General features: G+C 72.5%; 13 protein-coding genes and 1 tRNA gene. 8 read left to right on the top strand and 6 right to left on the bottom strand.

Annotated features, from left to right (window positions below; all coding sequences use genetic code 11):
• Positions 1 to 36: 36 nt before the first annotated feature.
• Positions 37 to 312, top strand: coding sequence for a type II toxin-antitoxin system Phd/YefM family antitoxin (locus ACWD5D_RS18040; protein WP_451373674.1), 276 nt, complete (start codon positions 37 to 39; stop codon positions 310 to 312).
• Complete coding sequence (locus ACWD5D_RS18035; RefSeq protein ID WP_451373673.1) at positions 309 to 569, top strand: type II toxin-antitoxin system RelE family toxin; 261 nt, start codon at positions 309 to 311, stop codon at positions 567 to 569. The genes ACWD5D_RS18040 and ACWD5D_RS18035 overlap by 4 nt, the downstream gene beginning before the upstream one ends.
• Positions 570 to 671: 102 nt before the next feature.
• On the opposite strand, the gene ACWD5D_RS18030 is transcribed toward ACWD5D_RS18035, so the two are convergent.
• Positions 672 to 3,251, bottom strand: a complete 2,580-nt coding sequence (locus tag ACWD5D_RS18030; protein ID WP_451373672.1) for an ABC transporter permease — start codon at positions 3,249 to 3,251, stop codon at positions 672 to 674.
• Positions 3,248 to 4,036: an ABC transporter ATP-binding protein gene (locus ACWD5D_RS18025; RefSeq protein WP_451373671.1), complete on the bottom strand. Its 789-nt coding sequence runs from the start codon at positions 4,034 to 4,036 to the stop codon at positions 3,248 to 3,250. The genes ACWD5D_RS18030 and ACWD5D_RS18025 overlap by 4 nt, the downstream gene beginning before the upstream one ends.
• A 493-nt stretch (positions 4,037 to 4,529) precedes the next feature.
• Between ACWD5D_RS18025 and ACWD5D_RS18020 the strand changes: the two genes are divergently transcribed.
• The 3 genes from ACWD5D_RS18020 (at position 4,530) to ACWD5D_RS18010 (ending at position 8,362) form a co-directional block, all read left to right on the top strand.
• The gene (locus ACWD5D_RS18020) at positions 4,530 to 6,026 is read left to right on the top strand and encodes an MFS transporter (RefSeq protein WP_451373670.1); all 1,497 of its coding nucleotides are present in this window, start codon (positions 4,530 to 4,532) and stop codon (positions 6,024 to 6,026) included.
• Positions 6,027 to 6,287: 261 nt separating this feature from the next.
• Positions 6,288 to 6,746 carry a DUF485 domain-containing protein gene (locus tag ACWD5D_RS18015; RefSeq protein ID WP_451373760.1) on the top strand — a complete coding sequence of 153 codons (459 nt, stop codon included), beginning with the start codon at positions 6,288 to 6,290 and terminating at the stop codon, positions 6,744 to 6,746.
• Positions 6,743 to 8,362 (top strand): sodium/solute symporter, encoded by a 1,620-nt coding sequence (locus ACWD5D_RS18010; RefSeq protein WP_451373669.1) that lies wholly within the window; start codon positions 6,743 to 6,745, stop codon positions 8,360 to 8,362. The genes ACWD5D_RS18015 and ACWD5D_RS18010 overlap by 4 nt, the downstream gene beginning before the upstream one ends.
• A gap of 183 nt (positions 8,363 to 8,545) precedes the next feature.
• On the opposite strand, the gene ACWD5D_RS18005 is transcribed toward ACWD5D_RS18010, so the two are convergent.
• From ACWD5D_RS18005 to ACWD5D_RS17995, 3 genes are all read right to left on the bottom strand, one after another.
• On the bottom strand, positions 8,546 to 9,436 hold the full coding sequence (locus ACWD5D_RS18005) for a cellulose-binding protein (protein WP_451373668.1): 891 nt from the start codon (positions 9,434 to 9,436) through the stop codon (positions 8,546 to 8,548).
• A gap of 211 nt (positions 9,437 to 9,647) precedes the next feature.
• Positions 9,648 to 12,809, bottom strand: a complete 3,162-nt coding sequence (locus ACWD5D_RS18000) for an SUKH-4 family immunity protein (RefSeq protein WP_451373667.1) — start codon at positions 12,807 to 12,809, stop codon at positions 9,648 to 9,650.
• A gap of 10 nt (positions 12,810 to 12,819) precedes the next feature.
• Positions 12,820 to 13,815: an SMI1/KNR4 family protein gene (locus ACWD5D_RS17995; RefSeq protein WP_451373666.1), complete on the bottom strand. Its 996-nt coding sequence runs from the start codon at positions 13,813 to 13,815 to the stop codon at positions 12,820 to 12,822.
• Positions 13,816 to 14,162: 347 nt separating this feature from the next.
• Between ACWD5D_RS17995 and ACWD5D_RS17990 the strand changes: the two genes are divergently transcribed.
• On the top strand, positions 14,163 to 14,678 hold the full coding sequence (locus ACWD5D_RS17990) for a YwqJ-related putative deaminase (protein ID WP_451373665.1): 516 nt from the start codon (positions 14,163 to 14,165) through the stop codon (positions 14,676 to 14,678).
• A gap of 86 nt (positions 14,679 to 14,764) precedes the next feature.
• Positions 14,765 to 15,259, top strand: coding sequence for an SUKH-3 domain-containing protein (locus ACWD5D_RS17985; protein ID WP_451373664.1), 495 nt, complete (start codon positions 14,765 to 14,767; stop codon positions 15,257 to 15,259).
• A 33-nt stretch (positions 15,260 to 15,292) separates the two neighbouring features.
• Here the strand turns inward: ACWD5D_RS17985 and ACWD5D_RS17980 are convergent, their stop codons facing one another.
• Positions 15,293 to 16,627: a sensor histidine kinase gene (locus ACWD5D_RS17980; RefSeq protein WP_451373663.1), complete on the bottom strand. Its 1,335-nt coding sequence runs from the start codon at positions 16,625 to 16,627 to the stop codon at positions 15,293 to 15,295.
• Positions 16,628 to 16,992: 365 nt separating this feature from the next.
• Here ACWD5D_RS17980 and ACWD5D_RS17975 point away from each other — a divergent pair.
• Positions 16,993 to 17,067: transfer RNA gene (locus ACWD5D_RS17975), tRNA-Gln, on the top strand.
• Positions 17,068 to 17,147: the final 80 nt, after the last annotated feature.

The following is a 17,147-nucleotide window of genomic DNA, read 5'->3' as shown; positions in this document are numbered from 1 at the left end:
TCGACTCCGCGAGGCATGGACCGTACAGTTCCGTACATGAGTGCAACCTTCCCCATCACCGAGGCTCGTGCCCAGTTCGGCTCCCTGGTGCGGCGGACCGCACACGCGCGTGAGCGCATCACCATCACGGACCACGGCCAGGCCGCGGCCGTGTTCATAAACCCCCGTGAGCTGGAGGAGCTGGAGGAGCGCCTGCTCGAGCTGGAGGAACAGCTCGCTCTCGCCCGCTACCGAGCAGAGAAGGCGAACGGCACGTTCGCCGGTGTTCCTCAGGAAGAGGTCCGCCGAATGCTCGGTCTGGAGGGTGAGTGACCTTCCGGATCATCTGGCACGAACAGGCCACCGACAGCGCGGTTCGCTTCCTCAAGGAGGATCCGGACGGGCTTGGCCGGGTCTTCGCCGCTACCGATCTGCTCGCTGACGATCCGCGCCCCGAGGGGACCGTCGCGCTCGGGTCGCATGATCTACGGCGTATGCACGCCGGGCCTTACCGGCTCATGTACCAGATCGAGGAGGATTCGGGCACGGTCGTGGTTCTGCACATCGGCCGCATCCCGCAGTCCCGCTGATGAACTCGGCCGGGCCCGATGGGAATTCCATCGGGCCCGGCTCTTTCCCCCGCAACCCCCGTATGCGGTGGTGTTCCCCCTCGGTCCGCTCGGTCGGTCGGCTCAGTCCGTCGCGATGGCGTTCAGGACGTTCATGCGGCCCGCGCGGAACGCCGGGACCAGGGCGGCGAACAGGCCCACGAAGGCGGAGGCGACGAAGACCGTGATGATCGTCGGCCAGGGGATGTCCAGGACGTTCAGTCCCTCCAGCGCGAGGAGCTTCTGGGCGGTGGCGCCCCAGCCCATGCCGAGGCCGAGGCCCAGCAGGGCGCCGAAGAGGGCGATGACCACGGACTCCAGGCGGATCATGCGGCGCAGCTGGCGGCGGGAGAGGCCGATCGCCCGCATGAGGCCGATCTCGCGGGTGCGCTCGACGACCGACAGGGCGAGGGTGTTCACCACACCGAGGACGGCGACGATGATCGCGAGTGCCAGCAGGCCGTAGATCATGTTCAGCAGCTGGCCGATCTGGTCCTTCAGGGCCTTCTTGTAGTCGGTCTGGTCGCGCACCGTGTACTGCGGGTACGGGTGCAGCGCCTTCTTGAGGGCCTTGTAGGCGGCGTCCTGCTGCCCGTCCTTGGCAGTGGCGAAGACCAGCTGGTCGAGCGGCATCCTGCCGGCGGGCACGTACTTCGCCGCGGTGGCGATGGCGGCGTACATCGCGCCCTTGTCGACGACGACGTCGTCGCTGGTGATCGCGCGGACGGTCAGCTCGGCCGTCCTGCCGTCCTTGAAGTCGACCGAGACCGTGGAGCCGAGCTTGATGGCGTGCTTCTTGGCGAAGCCCTCGGGGACGGACATCGAGTCGGGCTTGTAGGCGTCGGCGAGGTTGCCGGCGACCGTCTTGGTGCGCACGTCCTGTGCGTAGGTCGGGTCGGCCGCGTTGACCGTCTCGTCCTTGACGGACTTGCCGTCCGGGGTGCCCAGGGTCACGTCCAGCAGCTTGTACTCGGTGACCCGCTCGAGACCCGGGGTGTCCTTGACGGCCTTGACCGCCTGCGGGGTGATGACCTCGCCCTTGTCGCCGGCCAGGATGAAGTCCGTGCCGACGGTCTTGTCGAGCTGGCTGGTGGCCGAGGCGACCATGGAGGAGCCGACCACCGACAGGCAGGCGACCAGGGCCAGGCCGATCATCAGGGCCGCGCCGGTGGCGCCGGTGCGGCGCGGGTTGCGCAGGGCGTTGCGCTCGGCCATGCGCCCGACGGGGCCGAAGATCCGCAGGATGACCGCGCCGAGGACGCGGACCACGCCGCCGGCGAGGAGCGGGCCGATGACGACGAAGCCGATCAGGGTCGCGACGACACCCAGGCCCAGCCAGGCCGAGCCGTCCTTCGCCTTGTCGGCGGTGGCGGCGGCGTACAGGCTCGCGGCGCCGGCGCCGGTGAGGACCAGGCCGATCAGGGCCCGGACGATCCCGGCCCTGGCGTCCGCCGGGGCGCCCGAGTCGCGCAGGGCGGCCATCGGGGAGACCTTGCCGGCGCGCCGGGCGGGCAGGTAGGCGGACAGGACGGTGACGACGACGCCGAGGAGCAGGCCGACGGCGGGGGTGGTCCAGGCGACGGTCAGGTCGTCGGTGGACAGGTGCATCCCCATCTGGCCCATGAGCTTCATCAGGCCGATCGCGATGCCGACGCCGGCGCCGACGCCGAGCACGGAGCCGATCACGCCGAGCAGCAGGGCCTCGACGAGCACGGACCGGTTGACCTGGCGGCGCGAGGAGCCGATGGCCCGCATCAGGCCGATCTCCCGGGTGCGCTGGGCGACCAGCATGGAGAACGTGTTGATGATCAGGAAGATGCCGACCAGGAAGGCGATCCCGGCGAAGCCGAGCATCGCGTACTTCATGACGTTCAGGAAGCTGTTGACGCTCTTCTGGTTGGCGTCGGCGACCTCCTTGGCGGTCTGCACCTTGTAGCCGTGGCCGAGTTCGGCGGCCACGTTCTTCTTCAGCTGCGCGTCGGTCATGCCCTCGGCGGCGGTGACGTTGACGTTGGTGTAGACGCCGGTGCGGCCGACCAGGGTCTGCTGGGCGGTCTTCGTGTCCAGGTAGAAGATCGCCGCGCCGGGGTTGGTGACGGTGAAGGTGGCGATGCCGGACACGCGCGCGTGGTACGTGCCGACGGCGCTGATCATGCCGATCTCGTCGCCGAGCTTCAGGTGGTGCTTGTCGGCGGTGTCCGCGTCGACCATGACCTGGTCGGAGCCCTTGGGCGCCGCGCCGGAGGTGATCTTCATGGTGCGGGCGTCGTTGTCGTTCCAGCTGCCGACGATGGTCGGGGCGCCGCTGGTGGGCGAGAGCTTGTCCAGCTTGTGGTCGACGACGGTCACCGAGGTCGAGAACACGGTGCCCTCGGCCTCCTTCACCCCCTGGGCCCCCCGGACCTCGCCGAGCACCGAGGCCGGCATGACCGGCGGCTTGCCCGTACGGGAGGTGGTCTCACCGGTGTCGGAGGAGCCCTTGGCGGTGACCGTCACGTCCGAGGCGGTGGCCTGGAAGAGCTTGTCGAAGGTGGTGTTCATCGTGTCGGTGAACACGAGGGTGCCGCAGACGAAGGCGACCGACAGCAGGACGGCGACCGCCGACAGGGCCATACGGCCCTTGTGCGCGAAGAAGTTGCGCATGGAGGTCTTCAGGACGGTCATGACGTACGCCCCCGGGCGTCGAAGTCCTTCATGCGGTCCAGGACCTGATCGGCCGTCGGCTGGTACATCTCGTCCACGATCCGGCCGTCGGCGAGGTAGAGCACGCGGTCGGCGTAGGAGGCGGCGACCGGGTCGTGGGTGACCATCACGATGGTCTGGCCCAGCTCGTCGACGGACCGCCGCAGGAAGCCGAGGATCTCGGCGCCCGCGCGCGAGTCGAGGTTTCCGGTCGGCTCGTCGCCGAAGATGATCTCCGGGCGGGCGGCGAGCGCGCGGGCCACGGCGACGCGCTGCTGCTGGCCGCCGGAGAGCTGGGTGGGCCGGTGCCCCAGCCGGCCGGCGAGGCCGACGGTCTCCACGACCCGGTCCAGCCAGCCCTTGTCCGGCTTGCGCCCGGCGATGTCCATGGGCAGCGTGATGTTCTCGAGCGCGTTCAGCGTCGGGAGCAGGTTGAACGCCTGGAAGATGAAGCCGATCCGGTCCCGGCGCAGCTGCGTGAGCTTCTTGTCCTTCAGGCCGGTGATCTCGGTCTCGTCCAGGTAGATCTGGCCGCTCGTCACGGTGTCGAGCCCGGCGAGGCAGTGCATCAGGGTGGACTTGCCGGACCCCGAGGGGCCCATGATCGCGGTGAAACGGCCACGGGCGATGTCCACGTCGACGTGGTCGAGGGCGACGACACGGGTCTCCCCGGACCCGTACGCCTTCACGACCTGCCGCGCCCGCGCGGCAACGGCCGTAGGCCCTCCAGTACCCCCGTGCCTGGGAATGGTCACAGCCGATGTCACGGTATGTCTCCTATGTCGGTTGACAGTTCTGCGAGTGCCCACCGGCGGACCGGTGCGTTCGTTCGGGTACGTCGATGAGTCTGGCGGGAGCGGAGGGTGCCGCGCGCTGGTGCGAAGCCCCCTCTTGCAGGGGGGTAAACCCCACCCCCGTTGGTGCCGTCAGCCGCCCCCCAGCGGCGTAAAGCCAGGTTAAGGACGACCCCGGTCCCCTCTCGTCCTCCGTGGGTACGAACCCTCCCCGAGCCGTAGTACGGAGATACCCCTAGGGGTGGTCCACCGCCGGGTGGACTCCTTCTCGGGGTCGACTCCACCCACCGGCCCAGTCAGCGTCCACCCTCCCGCCGCGTCAGGGTCAACTCGTCCCTCGCGTGGCAAGCTGTCGTACCGGGATAGGTGCACGGGGCACGGGTCTCGGCACCGCCCGGCGCACGGCCGAGCCGGTGTCCGGAGCACGGGCCGGAAAGGGTGCGGGGAGCACGGGGAGGGGTCTGCGGTGGGGAGTACGACACCCGCGATACGCGGTGGCGCAACGGCACGTCAGGGGGGCCGCGGGAGAGGCGCGGTGGTCGCCGCGCTGATGCTCGCGATGGCGCTCGCCGCGCTCGACGCGACCATCGTCTCCACCGCCGTACCCCAGATCGTCGGCGACCTCGGCGGGTTCTCCGTCTTCTCCTGGCTGTTCTCCGGCTACCTGCTCGCGGTCACCGTCACCCTGCCCGTCTACGGCAAGCTCTCCGACACCTTCGGCCGCAAGCCGGTCCTCGTCGCGGGCGCCGTCGTCTTCCTGCTGGGCTCGCTGCTGTGCGCGAGCGCGTGGAACATGGCGGCGCTGATCGCGTTCCGGGTGGTCCAGGGGCTGGGCGGCGGGGCGTTGCAGGGCACCGTGCAGACGCTCGCCGCCGACCTGTACCCGCTCGACGAGCGCCCGAAGATCCAGGCCAGGCTGTCCACCGTGTGGGCGGTGTCGGCGGTGGCGGGCCCGGGGCTCGGCGGAATGCTGGCCGCGTACGCCGGCTGGCGCTGGATCTTCCTGGTCAACCTGCCGATCGGGGCGGCCGCACTGTGGCTGATCGTGCGTCATCTGCACGAGCCCGAACGGGAGAAGGCCCCACACGCGCGCGTGGATTGGGCGGGCGCGCTCGCGGTGTTCGCGTGCGGCGGGGTGCTGCTGACCGCGCTGGTACAGGGCGGGGTGGCCTGGGCGTGGCTCTCGGCGCCCTCGCTCGCCCTGTTCGGCGCCGGGCTCGCCCTGGTGGCGGTCGTGGTGGCGGTGGAACGGCGGGCGGCGGAGCCGGTCATCCCGGGGTGGGTGTGGCGACGCCGTACGATCGCGGCCGTCAATCTGGCGCTCGGCGCGCTGGGGCTGCTGATGGTGGCGCCGTCGGTGTTCCTGCCCACGTACGCCCAGGCGGTGCTCGGGCTCGGCCCCGCGGCCGCCGGCCTCGTGCTGTGCGTGTGGACACTGACCTGGTCGGGCTCGGCGGCCGTCAGCCAGCACGTGTACCGGCGCATCGGTTTCCGCGACACCGCGCTGATCGGCATCGGCCTGGGCGCGCTGATCCTGCTCGCGTTCCCGTTCCTGCCGTATCCCGGCTCCTGGTGGCAGCCGATGCTGCTGATGCTGCTGCTCGGCGGGGCACTGGGGCTGTTCCAGCTACCGCTGATCATCGGTGTGCAGTCGACGGTGGGCTGGGCGGAGCGGGGCACGGCGACCGCGTCGGTGCTGTTCTGCCGGCAGACCGGACAGACCGTGGGCGCCTCCGTGTTCGGCGCCGTCGCCAACGGGGTGCTGGCCGCACGGCTGGGCGGCGCGGGCGACCTGGACTCCGTCACACGCGCGCTGGACGACGGCGCGGCCCCGGAGGCGACGCGCCGGGCGATCGCGGCGGCGGTGCACGCGGTGTACCTCGGCGCCGCGTGCGCGGCGGCGGTGGCCTTCCTGGTGCTGCTGGTGGTGGCTCCGCGGAGGTTCCCGGTTCGGCAGGAGTAGCGGGACGGGTCACCGGCCCACCGCGGCAACGCAGGTGACAGATACCCGGCGCCGGGTGCCGGGGGCACGTGACGGGCGGCACGTGAAACCCGAGGCCGGCGTCCGTTCGCACGCGGCAAGCGCGTACCGACTGTCCAGTTGGGCGAAAACGCCGCGCGGCACCTTAACTCGCGAGTAACGTGCGTGACTCCGCTCGCCCCCACCTCCCTGCGGTCCGCCGCCACGGACCCGAGCGCAAGGAGCCCCGGGATGGCCCATGGCATGCCCCACGACCCCCCACGACAACCCCCGCAGCAGTCCCCGCAGCCACCGCCGCACCCCACCCACCCGACCTATCCCACCTATCCCACCTATCCCTGGCAGCCGCCTCCCCCGCAGCCGCAGCGGCCGCACCCCGCGCCGCTGCGCGAACCCCTCGGCCGCCACAGCGACCTGCGCCTGCTGCGCCGCGCCTACCGCCGGCAGCGGCGCACCGCGGCCCTCACCGCGCTCGGCTACTTCACGGTGTTCCTGGTGCTGTCCGCGTTCGCCCCGCACGTCATGACACGCACGGTCGTCGACGGCATCCCCGCCGGCCTGCTGCTGGCCCTGCTCCAACTCCCCGTCACCTGGCTGGCGATCGCCCTGTACGAGCACACCGCGCGCCGCCACGTCGACCCGCTCGCGGACCGCATCCGCAAGGAGGCCGAACTGGACGCACGGCGAGGAGCCGCCCGATGACCGGTCTCACCGGCTTCACCGGCTCGGCGCAGACGATGTCGCTGGTCGCCTTCTCCACCGTGGCCACCCTCACCCTGCTGCTGTGCGTGATGACGGGCCCGGACCGCGACGACCTCGACGAGTTCTACACCGGCTACGGCACCCTGTCCCCGCTGCGCAACGGCCTGGCCGTCGCCGGCGACTACATCTCCGCGGCCGGTGTCCTCGGCACGGGCGGAGTGATCGCCCTGTGCGGCTACGACGGCGTCGTGCTCGCCCTCAGCACGACCCTGTCGTTGCTGCTGCTGATGTTCCTGCTCGCCGAACCGCTGCGCAACGCGGGCCGGTTCACCATGGGCGACGCGCTGGCCCGCCGGCTGCCGGGCCGCGGTGTGCGCATTGCCGCGTGCGTGGTGACGATCGCCGCGCTGCTGCCGTTGATGCTGGTCCAACTGGCCGCCACCGGGCAGCTGATGGCGTTCGTCCTCGGCTTCTCGAACGCGTCGCTGAAGACCGGCTGCGTCATCGGACTCGGCGCGCTGATGATCAGTTACGCCGCGATCGGCGGCATGAAGGGCACCGCGCTCATCCAGATCCTCAAGATCGTGATGCTCCTCGGTTCGGGCGCGCTGGTCGCCACCCTGATGCTGAAGCGCTTCGACTGGGACCCGGGCGCCCTGTTCGACGCGGCGGCCCGGCGGAGCGGAGCCGGTACGGCCTTCCTGCACTCCGGACTGCAGTTCGGCACCGGCACCCGCTCCCGCGTGGACATGATCGCCTCGGAACTGACCGTCGTGCTCGGCGGCGCCTGTCTGCCGCACATCACCATGCGCATGTACACCGCCTCCAGCGCCCGCCAGGTGCGCCGCTCGATGTCCTGGGCGGTGTCGATCGTCGCCCTGTTCGTGCTGGTCGTCACGGTGGTGGGGTTCGGTGCCACGGCGCTGCTCGGCCGTACGGCGATCGCGGCCGCCGACCCGCAGGGCAACACGGCGTACCTGCTGGGCTCCCGGGCGGTGTTCGGCGCCGAGGTGTCGACCGGGGAGACGGTTCTCCTCACCCTGGTCACCACGGCGATCTTCCTGACCATGCTCGCCTCGGTGGCCGGGATGATCCTCGCCTGCGCCAACTCCCTGGCCCACGACGTGTTCGCCGCCCGGGTGCGGGAGATGCCGGCCCGCCGGGAAATGGCCCTGGCACGCGTGTCGGCGCTCTGCGTCGGGGTGCCGACGGTCCTGCTGGCCACCCTGGTGCAGCGGTACAGTCTTCAGCCGCTGGTGACCCTCTCCTTCTGCCTCGGCGCCTCCGCGCTGGCGCCCGCCCTGGTCTACGGCCTCTTCTGGCGCCGCTACACGCGCGGCGGGCTGATGGGCACGCTGCTCGGGGGCTCACTGACCGTGCTGTTGCTCATGCCGGGCACCAATCTCGTCTCCGGCTCGCCGACCGCGGCCTTTCCGCGGGCCGACTTCAACTGGTTCCCGTTCACCACGACCGGCATCGTCTCGATCCCGGCCGGCTTCTTCTTCGGCTGGCTCGGCACGGTCCTCTCGGACCGCCGCACGGCGCGGGAACAGCGACGCCAGTACGAGGCGGTGGAGGGGTGGATCCTGGCGGGGGCGGTGCGCAGGGGGAGTTGAGAACGGCGACGGGGGCGGCCGCCGCGCCAGGCGCCCTGCCCGTCGATGTCTCCCGGGGTGGCCTGCCCGTCGGCGTCTCCCGGGGTTGGCCTGCCCATCGGCATCTCCCGGGGTGGCCTGCCCATCGGCGTCTCTCGGGGTGGCCTGCCCATCGGCATCTCCCGGGGTTGGCCTGCCCATCGGTTACTCCGGCATCACCGCCCTGCCGGTCAGCGTGGTCAGGCGGCTGCGCACCCGGTCCATCTGCGCCTGCACGTCGTTCCAGGCCTCGCCGTGCTCGCGCAGGACGCGTTCCGTGTCCAGGGCGGTGCGGTCCGCGCGCAGGCGGGCGTCGACGATGATCTCGGCGGCACGCGCGCGTGCCTCCTCCTTGGAGCGGCGGGCCGCCTCCTCGGCCTCCCCGTACGCCCGTTCCGCCGCCGCCAGGGCAGCCTGTGCGCGGCAGACGCGCTCGGCGTTCCGGGCCTCGAACGCGGCCTGCCGTACGGCCTCCTCGCGCTCGAAGGCGGCCCAGCGCCCGGCCTGCTCCCTGGCCCCCTCGTCGAGAATGCCGGTGGTGCGCTGGCGCACCTCACGCAACGCGGCGAGCGTCTTCCCGCGCCCCTCCTTCACCGCGCGCCGGGCGCCGACGCGCAGGGCGTCGGTCTCGGCGCGGGCGGCGAGCAGTCGCTGACGGGCGTGTTCCTCGGCCTCCGCGCGAAGCGCGTCCGCCGCTTCCCGCGCCGCTGTGCGCACGCTCAGGGCGTGTGCCTCCGCCTGCGCGACCTGCTCCCGCGCCGCGCGCCGCGCGCTCTCCCGCATCTGCTCCGCCTCCCCCAGCGCGAGCCGGAACAGATGCCGCGCCCCCTCCCCGAGCGACTCGTACGCCTGCGGGGCGAGTTGCGCGACGACCTCGCGCAACCGCGCGGCCTGCGCCTCCATGTCCTTGGCGAGCACGGTCAGCCACATGGCACGCTCCCACGCGGCGTCCCGGTCCCGCGCCAGGACCTCCGTGTACGCGTCGACCTGGTCGGGGCGGTAGCCACGCCCCCGCACGGCCACGAAACCGTGCGGCGTCTTCGATGCGCTCCTCACTCTGGGGACCCCTCTCCGCGGACCTGCACGACAGGACGATTTCGCGCACATCTTGAGGGATCAGACATAAGCGCTCATAACTCGACACTCCGCAGGCACGGCACGGTCAGGACGGGGCCCGTGCCCGACGCAGGCGCCGGGAAAGTCGCCAACAAGCCATCAGGCCCTTCACGCGAACGCGTGAAGGGCCTGATGCGAGTGGCGGAGTCCGTTACAGGAGGCCGTCCCACATCTGCTCGAGCAGCACCGACCACCAGCTCTCCGGCGAACCGAGCGCCGCCGGGTCGAGAGCGGACAGCTGCGCCTGGAAGTCGACGGTCCAGCGGCCCGCCTGCTCCTGGTTCAGCCCGTACCGCAGCCGCCACATCCGGCCCAGCAGCGCGAGCGAGCGCGCGAACTCCGGCAGCCCGGTGTTCACGAACTGCGGCGGTACCGGAGCACCGCCCGGACCCGCCTCCACCGGTACGGCCACGATGTTGGCGGTGCCGTACTGCACACAGATCGCCCGGCCGAAGTCCGTCCCCATGACGAGGTACGAACCCGCGTCCGGGGCCGGCTGCACACCGCGCTCCGTCGCCAGTTCGGCCAGCGTCGGCACCGGACGGCCCGGCTGCGCCTGCGCCCAGAAGAACGGGCCCATGTCCATCGGAAGGCCCGCCACCATCAGCGTGTGCGCCACGACCGGCGGCACACCCTGACGCGACACCGCCTGCTGGTCGAACCGGAAGACCCCCGGCCCGAACGCCGCGGCCATCTCCTGCGCGATGCCCTCCGGCGGGACCGGCGGCGCCACCTGCACCGGGGGCAGCGGCGCCCGCACCGGCGCGGGCCGCGCGGGGCCGTCCGCCACCTGGTGCAACTCGCCCTGGTGCGCCAGCAGTTGCTGCATGCCCTGCTGCCGGCTCGCGTGGTCCGTGCCGTACGGCGCGATGCTCGTGATGCGCGCCTGCGGCCACTGCTCGCGGATCATCCGCGCGCAGTACGCACCCGGCAGCTCGCACGACTCCAGCTCCGTGTGCAGTTCCAGCACCTGGTCCGGCGGCACGTTCATCGCACGCAGCTCGTGGAAGATCTGCCACTCCGGGTGCGGCGTGCCCGGCGCCGAACGCCGGATCAGCTGCTGCTCCGAGCCGTCCTGCGCGCGGTAGCGCAGTACGGCCTGATAGCCCGGTCCCACCGTCGGCCGACCCTGCGGCGGGTAGCCGTACGCCGGCGGCTGACCCGGCATCGGGCCACCCGGCGGCGCCATCGCACCCGGCGGCATCGGCTGCGGGGCACCCGGAACACCGGGCGGCATGCCCGGAGCGCCGAGAGCGCCCGGGGCGGGCGGCGGGGGCGGGGGCATGCCCGGACCACCCACGGGAGGCGCGGCCAGCATGGTCTCCGCCTGGTGCACGGCACCGGGAGCGGCAGGCCCACCGGGCGGCATACCGGGAGCACCCGGAGCCGCCGGGGCACCGGGCGGGTTCGGCATCCCCGGAGCGGCGGGAGGCTGGGGCGCGCCGGGCGCGGGCGGCATGCCGGGGGCGGCCGGAGGCTGGGGCGCGCCGGGCGCGGGCGGCATGCCGGGAGCACCCGGAGCCGCCGGAGCGCCGGGCGGGTTCGGCATCCCCGGAGCGGCCGGAGGCTGCGGCGCACCGGGCGCCGGCGGCATCCCCGGGCCGGCCGGAGGCTGCGGCGCGCCGCCTCCCAGCCGGCTCGGGTCGGCCAGCATCGTGGCCGCGTGGTGCACGTTGCCCGGAGGCGTGTCGCCGGAACCACCCGGGGCACCGGGCGCGTTGGGGGTTCCCGGAGCACCCGGAGCACCCGGAGCGCCTGGAGCACCCGGAGCACCCGGGGCGCCTGGGGCTCCCGGCGCAGCCGGAGCGCCGGGCCCTTCGGGGCCGAGGGACGACATCAGCTGGGTCGGCACATAGCCGCCCGCGGGTGCGCCCGGCGCACCGGGCGGAGGCGGCGTGCTCCCCGGACGCGCTCCCGGCGTACCCGGGGCGCCCGGCGGAGGCGGCGGCGTACCCATCCCGCTTCGTCCCTTGCGGGGCGGCGGCGCGGCCTTGCTCGTCGCGGCGTCGGCGATGTCCCCGGCGTTCGGCGCGAGAGGCCGCCCGGCACCCGGCCCGGCCGGAGTCTGCGACGCGTCCGGCGCACCGCCCGGACCGGACGGATAGGCGTACCCGGAAGCACCCTGCGGACCGCCGGGGACACCCGGCTGGGAACCGGGTCCCTGCGGGTATCCGTACGTCGGCCCGCCGAGCGGGGGCGGGGGCGTGCTGCCTTGCGGCGCACCCGGAACGGCCGGACGAGCACCCGGAGTTCCGGGCGCCGGAGCATAGGCGGGCGTGCCCGGCGCGGGGGTGCCGGGAGCCGGCGTGCCCGGGGCAGGAGTGCCAGGGGCGGGAGTGCCCGGGGCGGGCGGGCCGGGAACCGGCGTGCCCGGCGCGGGAGTTCCGGGGGCGGCGGGCGCGGCGGGTGCGGCGGGCATGCCCGGCGCGTTCGGGCCGTCGAGCGCGGGCGCGACCGCCGTGCGCGGCAGTTGGCTGCCGCCCGACATCAGCGCCGTCTTCGCGTCCGGAGCCACCGTCGAGGGGCGCGCGGGGACATCGTCCGTCTCACTCAGCGGCGGTGCGAACACCGTCGCGGGCAACGGCACCGAACGGTCCTCGCCCGCATCCGCGTTGGTGTCCGTACCGGCCCACGGAGTGGCACCGGCGGGCGCTTCCGGGGCGCCGGAACCCGGGGCCGGCCACGCCGTACCGCTCCCGGCGCCATCTGCCGTACCAGCGCCGCCTGTTCCCGCAGTCGCGGGAGCCCCGGCCTGCGTCCGGGCAAGCCCACCGGCGGCACCGGCCGAACCGGAAACGGAACCGGAAGCGGAACCAGACGCGGCCGCACCCGAAGCCGCACCGGCACCAGCACCCGCACCCGCGGCCGAAGCCGCCACGCCCGAGTGCGCGCCCGAGCCGGAGCCCGCACCCGAACTCCCACCCCGCCGGTCCGGAATCCCCAGCTTGTCCGCCGCCTCCTGCAACCACTCCGGCGGACTCAGCAGGAACGACGTCTGGTTCAGGTCCACCCGGGCCGCGGCCGGTGCCGGCGCCGCGTCCCCGACCTCGTCGGGACGGCCGTACTCCTCCTCGTACCGGCGGATCACCTCACCCACCGGCAGCGCCGGCCACAACGTGGCCTCCCCGCTGTCCCGGGCGATCACCAGCCGCTGGCCACCCGCGTCCGAACGCGGGCCCTCCGCACGGTCCTCGCCCCACACGACGAAGCCCAGCTCGAACTCCCGTACCCGCACCTCACGATGCTGGTACGCGGGGACGTCCCCGTTGACCCACTCCTCGGCGCGCTCCTGCGCCTGCGCAAACGTCACCATCGTCCGAAGCTCACTCCCCCACCGACGCCGAGGACACCGCAACGACGCGCGCGAAACCGCCGTCCACCATCAGGTTCGCCACCGTCTCCAGCTCCGGCGGATTGCCGGCCAACCGCGACAGGAACGCGTCGAAATCGTCACCGCACGGCAGCAGCAGCCGCTCCACCCGCTCGGCCGGCGACCACGACGGATCCACGTCCCGCACGTCGTCGTACGCGCAGAACCACACCGAACCGATCCGCTCGCCCTTCACCTTCACCGCGAGCAGACCGCCCTGGACGAACGCGACACCCAGGTAGTCCTTGGTCAGATGGTCCCGCAGACACTTGTTCACGTACACGAGGTCGTTGACCGCGGCCTCGTCGCGCACCGTGAAGAACGGCTGGTCCACCAGCAGCCCCAACTGGGCGTCGAGCGCCGCACCCACCGGAGCGCACCCGCCCGCCGCCTTCAGGAACGAGCGGTACGAGCCCGGCAACCGGTAGCCGAGATCCTCCTCGACCCCCTGCACCTGCGACTCCGTCACCGCCACGCCCGACTTCGGCAGCCCGAAGTGCGCCGGACGCGTCTCGTTCAACGGCCGCGTACCCCGCTTGGCGTGATCCACCAAGGTCGTCGCCAGCCCGCCGTGATGCCGCAACAGCGCCTTCACATCGACCGGAACGAGCTCCAGCCGCCGCGTACCCGCGACGTGATGCCACGTCCAGCCGTGCGGCGTCGCCACCTCCGGCACCGTGTCCCACAACTCGTGGCCCGACGCCGCGAGCGCCGCGTTCGCCGACACGAAGTCCGTCAGCCGCAACTCGTCGACACCGAAACCCTCCGGCGGCTCGGCGATCTCCGCCGCCGCGCGCGCGTAAGGCGCGAAATCGGGGTAACCGCGCTCGTCGACCCGTACTCCTCTTGGGTGACGCGCCGCCCGCACCGGATCCGGGAAGTGCACGACCTGCCCGGCGTAGGCCGCGTTCGGCGGCACGGCTTGCTGCCCGAGCCGACCTGTCGTCATGGCGGTTGCCCCCTGCGGCACTCTGTACGAGCCCGCACCGCACCCTCTCCGGTGCGCCACGACCCGTATCCGACTGTCTCTCCAACGTCACCGACGCATCGACCGCGCCCATCGCGGTGCCGACAGCCTATGCGGTACGCGCACCCCGGTCACCGGTCCACCGACCCCCTCCCCACGTCCGCCCCACCTCCACCCCCTCTCCACCCCGCCCCTTCCGTGACCAGCCGTCACCCCAACGTGACAGCCGGCTCGAACCCTGGCGTGTCGCACCGCCCCAGCTTCCGCACCAGCCACGGCATTTGGCACTCTGTGTCCTTCGGGGGGATGCCCGGGAGGGGAAGACGATCATGAACGCGACGCAGACCGGAGGCAGCGACGTGCGGGCCGGCGACCCACGCATCGGCTGGAGCGGCACCGACACGGCCCCCGCCCCCACCCTGCTGCACCGGCGCGACGGCATCCTCCCCACCGTCGCCGCCGCCCTCTCCGTACGCGGCGCCACCCTCACCGGCACGGCCGCCCGCGGCGACCACCCCCCACCCCTGCACCCCCTGGTCCAGGACTTCCTCGACACCCTCACCAGCGCCCAACGCGACCGCTTCACCGGCCGCTGCGCCGAGACCATCCTCATCTCCCGGCACATCACCGCCGCCGACGCCGCCCGCAGCAAACGTGCTGCCCGCAAACCGATGACCAACGGCGAGGCACGCAAGGCCCTCAAGCAGGCCAAACTGACCGCCCGCCGCATACGCGAGGACGGCGACCCGCGGCACGGCAGCTTCGCCGCGCCCTGCCGCGCCTGCACGGCCCTCAGCGCCCACTTCGGCGTCCGCGTCGTCGACCCGGCCATCGCCGAGGACTGACGCCCCGGCCCATCCCCCCGACCCGCCCGAACCCAGCAAGCCCACGCACGCCAGAACCACCCGCCAGCACGACGATCGAAGGGCAGATGCACACCGACCGCACCTCGACCACCCGCTTCCCCGTCCCCGTCGACGCCGCCCTGCGCGCGGCCGGCTGGCAGCCAGGGCGCTGGGACATAAAGCAGGCCGAATTCTGGGCCGACACCCTGCGCGAACACACCTCACCCGCCGGACACCGGCACACCGTCTTCCCCGCCGCCGTCGAGGCCTGGGCCGAATTCGGCGGCCTGCACGTCACCCCCGGCGGCCCCGGCCGCCAGGTCGCCCCCACGACCCTCCACCTCGACCCGCTGCACGGCCTCCACCACGCCCGCACCCTCGGCGACCTCGGCCGCGCCCTCGACACCGAGATCAGCCCCCTCGGCGAGGAGACCGACACCGCAGCCCTCCTCGCCATCGACACCCAAGGCCGCGTCTACACCCTCGACCACACCGGCGACTGGTACGTCGGCCCCGACATCGACCACGCCCTGACCACCCTCATCGCCGGCACGGAACCCGTCCGCCTCACCACCGGCTGACCACCCGGCACCGCGGGCCCCGCGCCGCGCCCCCTAAGCCGCCGGAATCACCGCCGACACCCTAAAGCCCCCCGCGTCCGTCGGCCCCGACACGAACACACCGCCCAGCGCCACGACCCGCTCCCGCATCCCCAGCAGGCCGTTGCCGCCCGACGGCAGCCCCGCGGCCGACGCCGGCCCCAGCTCCGGCGGCCGCTCGTTCTCCACCTGCATCGCGATCTCCGCCCGGCGATGAGCCAGCCGCACATGGGTCTTCGCACCCGCCGCGTGCTTGTGGACGTTCGTCAACGCCTCCTGCACCACCCGGTACGCCGTCTGCTCGATCTCCGCCCTGTACAGGCGCGCGTCCCCCTCGACCGTCAGACGCACCACCATCCCCGTGGCGGCCGACTGCCCGATCAGCTCCTCCAGCTCCGACAGACACGGCCCCTCCGCACCCGCCTCGGCCGCCTGCTCGGTGCCCGCCCTGGACGCCGCCTCGGCCGCCGCCACCCGCACCGCGGCCAACGGCACCGACGCCGAACGCCGCTCCGCACCGCCCCCCGCGTCCCCGGCACGCAGCACACCGAGCATCTCCCGCAACTCGGTCAGCGCCTGCCGGCCCATGTCCCCCACCAGCGCCGCGTTCTTCACGGCCTTCTCCGGATCCTTCCGGGCCACCGCCTGCAACGCCGCCGCGTGCACCACCATCAGACTCACCCGGTGCGCGACCACGTCATGCATCTCCCGCGCGATCCGCGTCCGCTCCTCGCCCCGCGCCCACTCGGCCCGCTCCTCCGCACGCTCCGCGAGCAACTGAAGCTCCCGCTCCAGGCTGTCCGCCCGCTCCCGCAGACTCTCCATCAGCCGGCGCCGCGCACCCACGTACAGCCCGAGCAGCACCGGCGGCGCCGTCAGCCCCAGGGACGTCGTGATCGAAGCGAACGGAACGAACCAGTCACCGAGGGTCAGATCACCCTGCGCCATGTCCTGCCGCACCCGCACGAACGTCACGATCATCGTGCCCAGCAGCGACATGCCCGCCAGCGCCACGATGATCCGCCGCGGCAGCTCCGCCGCGGCCAGCGTGTACAGGCCGACGATGCCCATCAGGAAACCCATCTGGGCCGGCGTGATCGCGATCGCCACCAGCACGACGGCGATCGGCCACTTCCTGCGCACCAGCAGCACCGAACCGGCGATCAGCCCGAAGACGATCCCCAGGGACGCCGGGATCCCCGCGTCCCGCGCGAACGGAATCCCCTCCGCACCGCACTCCACGGCGGACACCAGCGCGAGAGCCCCGTCGAGCACCGCACTACGCCACCTCCCCCACCACCACGGGCCGGCCAGGGCCGCCCGGGCATGCTCTTCCCCCGTCGTGGTCATGCCTCCACCCTACGGGCGTAGACGCCCGGTTTTCCGGTGAGTTTCGTCTACCGAAGAGGACCACGCTCCGTACTCGAACGACCCCGAAACTCCCTGATATCCCTCGAACTGCTGAACTCCTCCCGTTCGACTCCGGAACACGGCATTCCGGCCGGACGGCATGCACATGACGCATCCACCCGGCAAGCAGGAGAGCGCACCCCGAGACGGTTCGAAAGAACACCGGCGACAACTGCCGCGGCTGCCTCATGATCAAAGGCCTGAAAGGCGCCGACTTGTACCGTCGCGTCGAGGGGTCTTGGTACGGCATAGTGTTGGGTGCCGACTCGGCGATCTAACCGAATGTCCGGTTTAGTCGAGTTTGATCCCCCGTGGTGTAATTGGCAGCACTGTGGCTTTTGGTGCCATCTGTCCGGGTTCGAGTCCTGGCGGGGGAGCCATGCGAGGTTCGGGCCCTGACACCACCGTCAGGGCCCGCACTCATATCCCCCCAACTCCGCCCCGGTATCCTTCGGCTGTC

The sequence above is a fragment of the Streptomyces sp. NPDC002520 genome (assembly GCF_053595235.1).
The sequence above is the reverse complement of the archived record's forward strand: the minus strand, read 5'-3'. Positions and strand labels throughout refer to the sequence as shown.

Bases quoted from the DNA above. Each gene is read 5' to 3' on its own strand.
- ACWD5D_RS18040 (WP_451373674.1), top strand. From the start codon at position 37: ATGAGTGCAACCTTCCCCATCACCGAGGCTCGTGCCCAGTTCGGCTCC.
- ACWD5D_RS18030 (WP_451373672.1), bottom strand. From the start codon at position 3,251: ATGACCGTCCTGAAGACCTCCATGCGCAACTTCTTCGCGCACAAGGGC.
- ACWD5D_RS18015 (WP_451373760.1), top strand. From the start codon at position 6,288: ATGCCCCACGACCCCCCACGACAACCCCCGCAGCAGTCCCCGCAGCCA.
- ACWD5D_RS18010 (WP_451373669.1), top strand. From the start codon at position 6,743: ATGACCGGTCTCACCGGCTTCACCGGCTCGGCGCAGACGATGTCGCTG.
- ACWD5D_RS18000 (WP_451373667.1), bottom strand. From the start codon at position 12,809: ATGGTGACGTTTGCGCAGGCGCAGGAGCGCGCCGAGGAGTGGGTCAAC.
- ACWD5D_RS17995 (WP_451373666.1), bottom strand. From the start codon at position 13,815: ATGACGACAGGTCGGCTCGGGCAGCAAGCCGTGCCGCCGAACGCGGCC.
- ACWD5D_RS17990 (WP_451373665.1), top strand. From the start codon at position 14,163: ATGAACGCGACGCAGACCGGAGGCAGCGACGTGCGGGCCGGCGACCCA.
- ACWD5D_RS17985 (WP_451373664.1), top strand. From the start codon at position 14,765: ATGCACACCGACCGCACCTCGACCACCCGCTTCCCCGTCCCCGTCGAC.
- ACWD5D_RS17980 (WP_451373663.1), bottom strand. From the start codon at position 16,627: ATGACCACGACGGGGGAAGAGCATGCCCGGGCGGCCCTGGCCGGCCCG.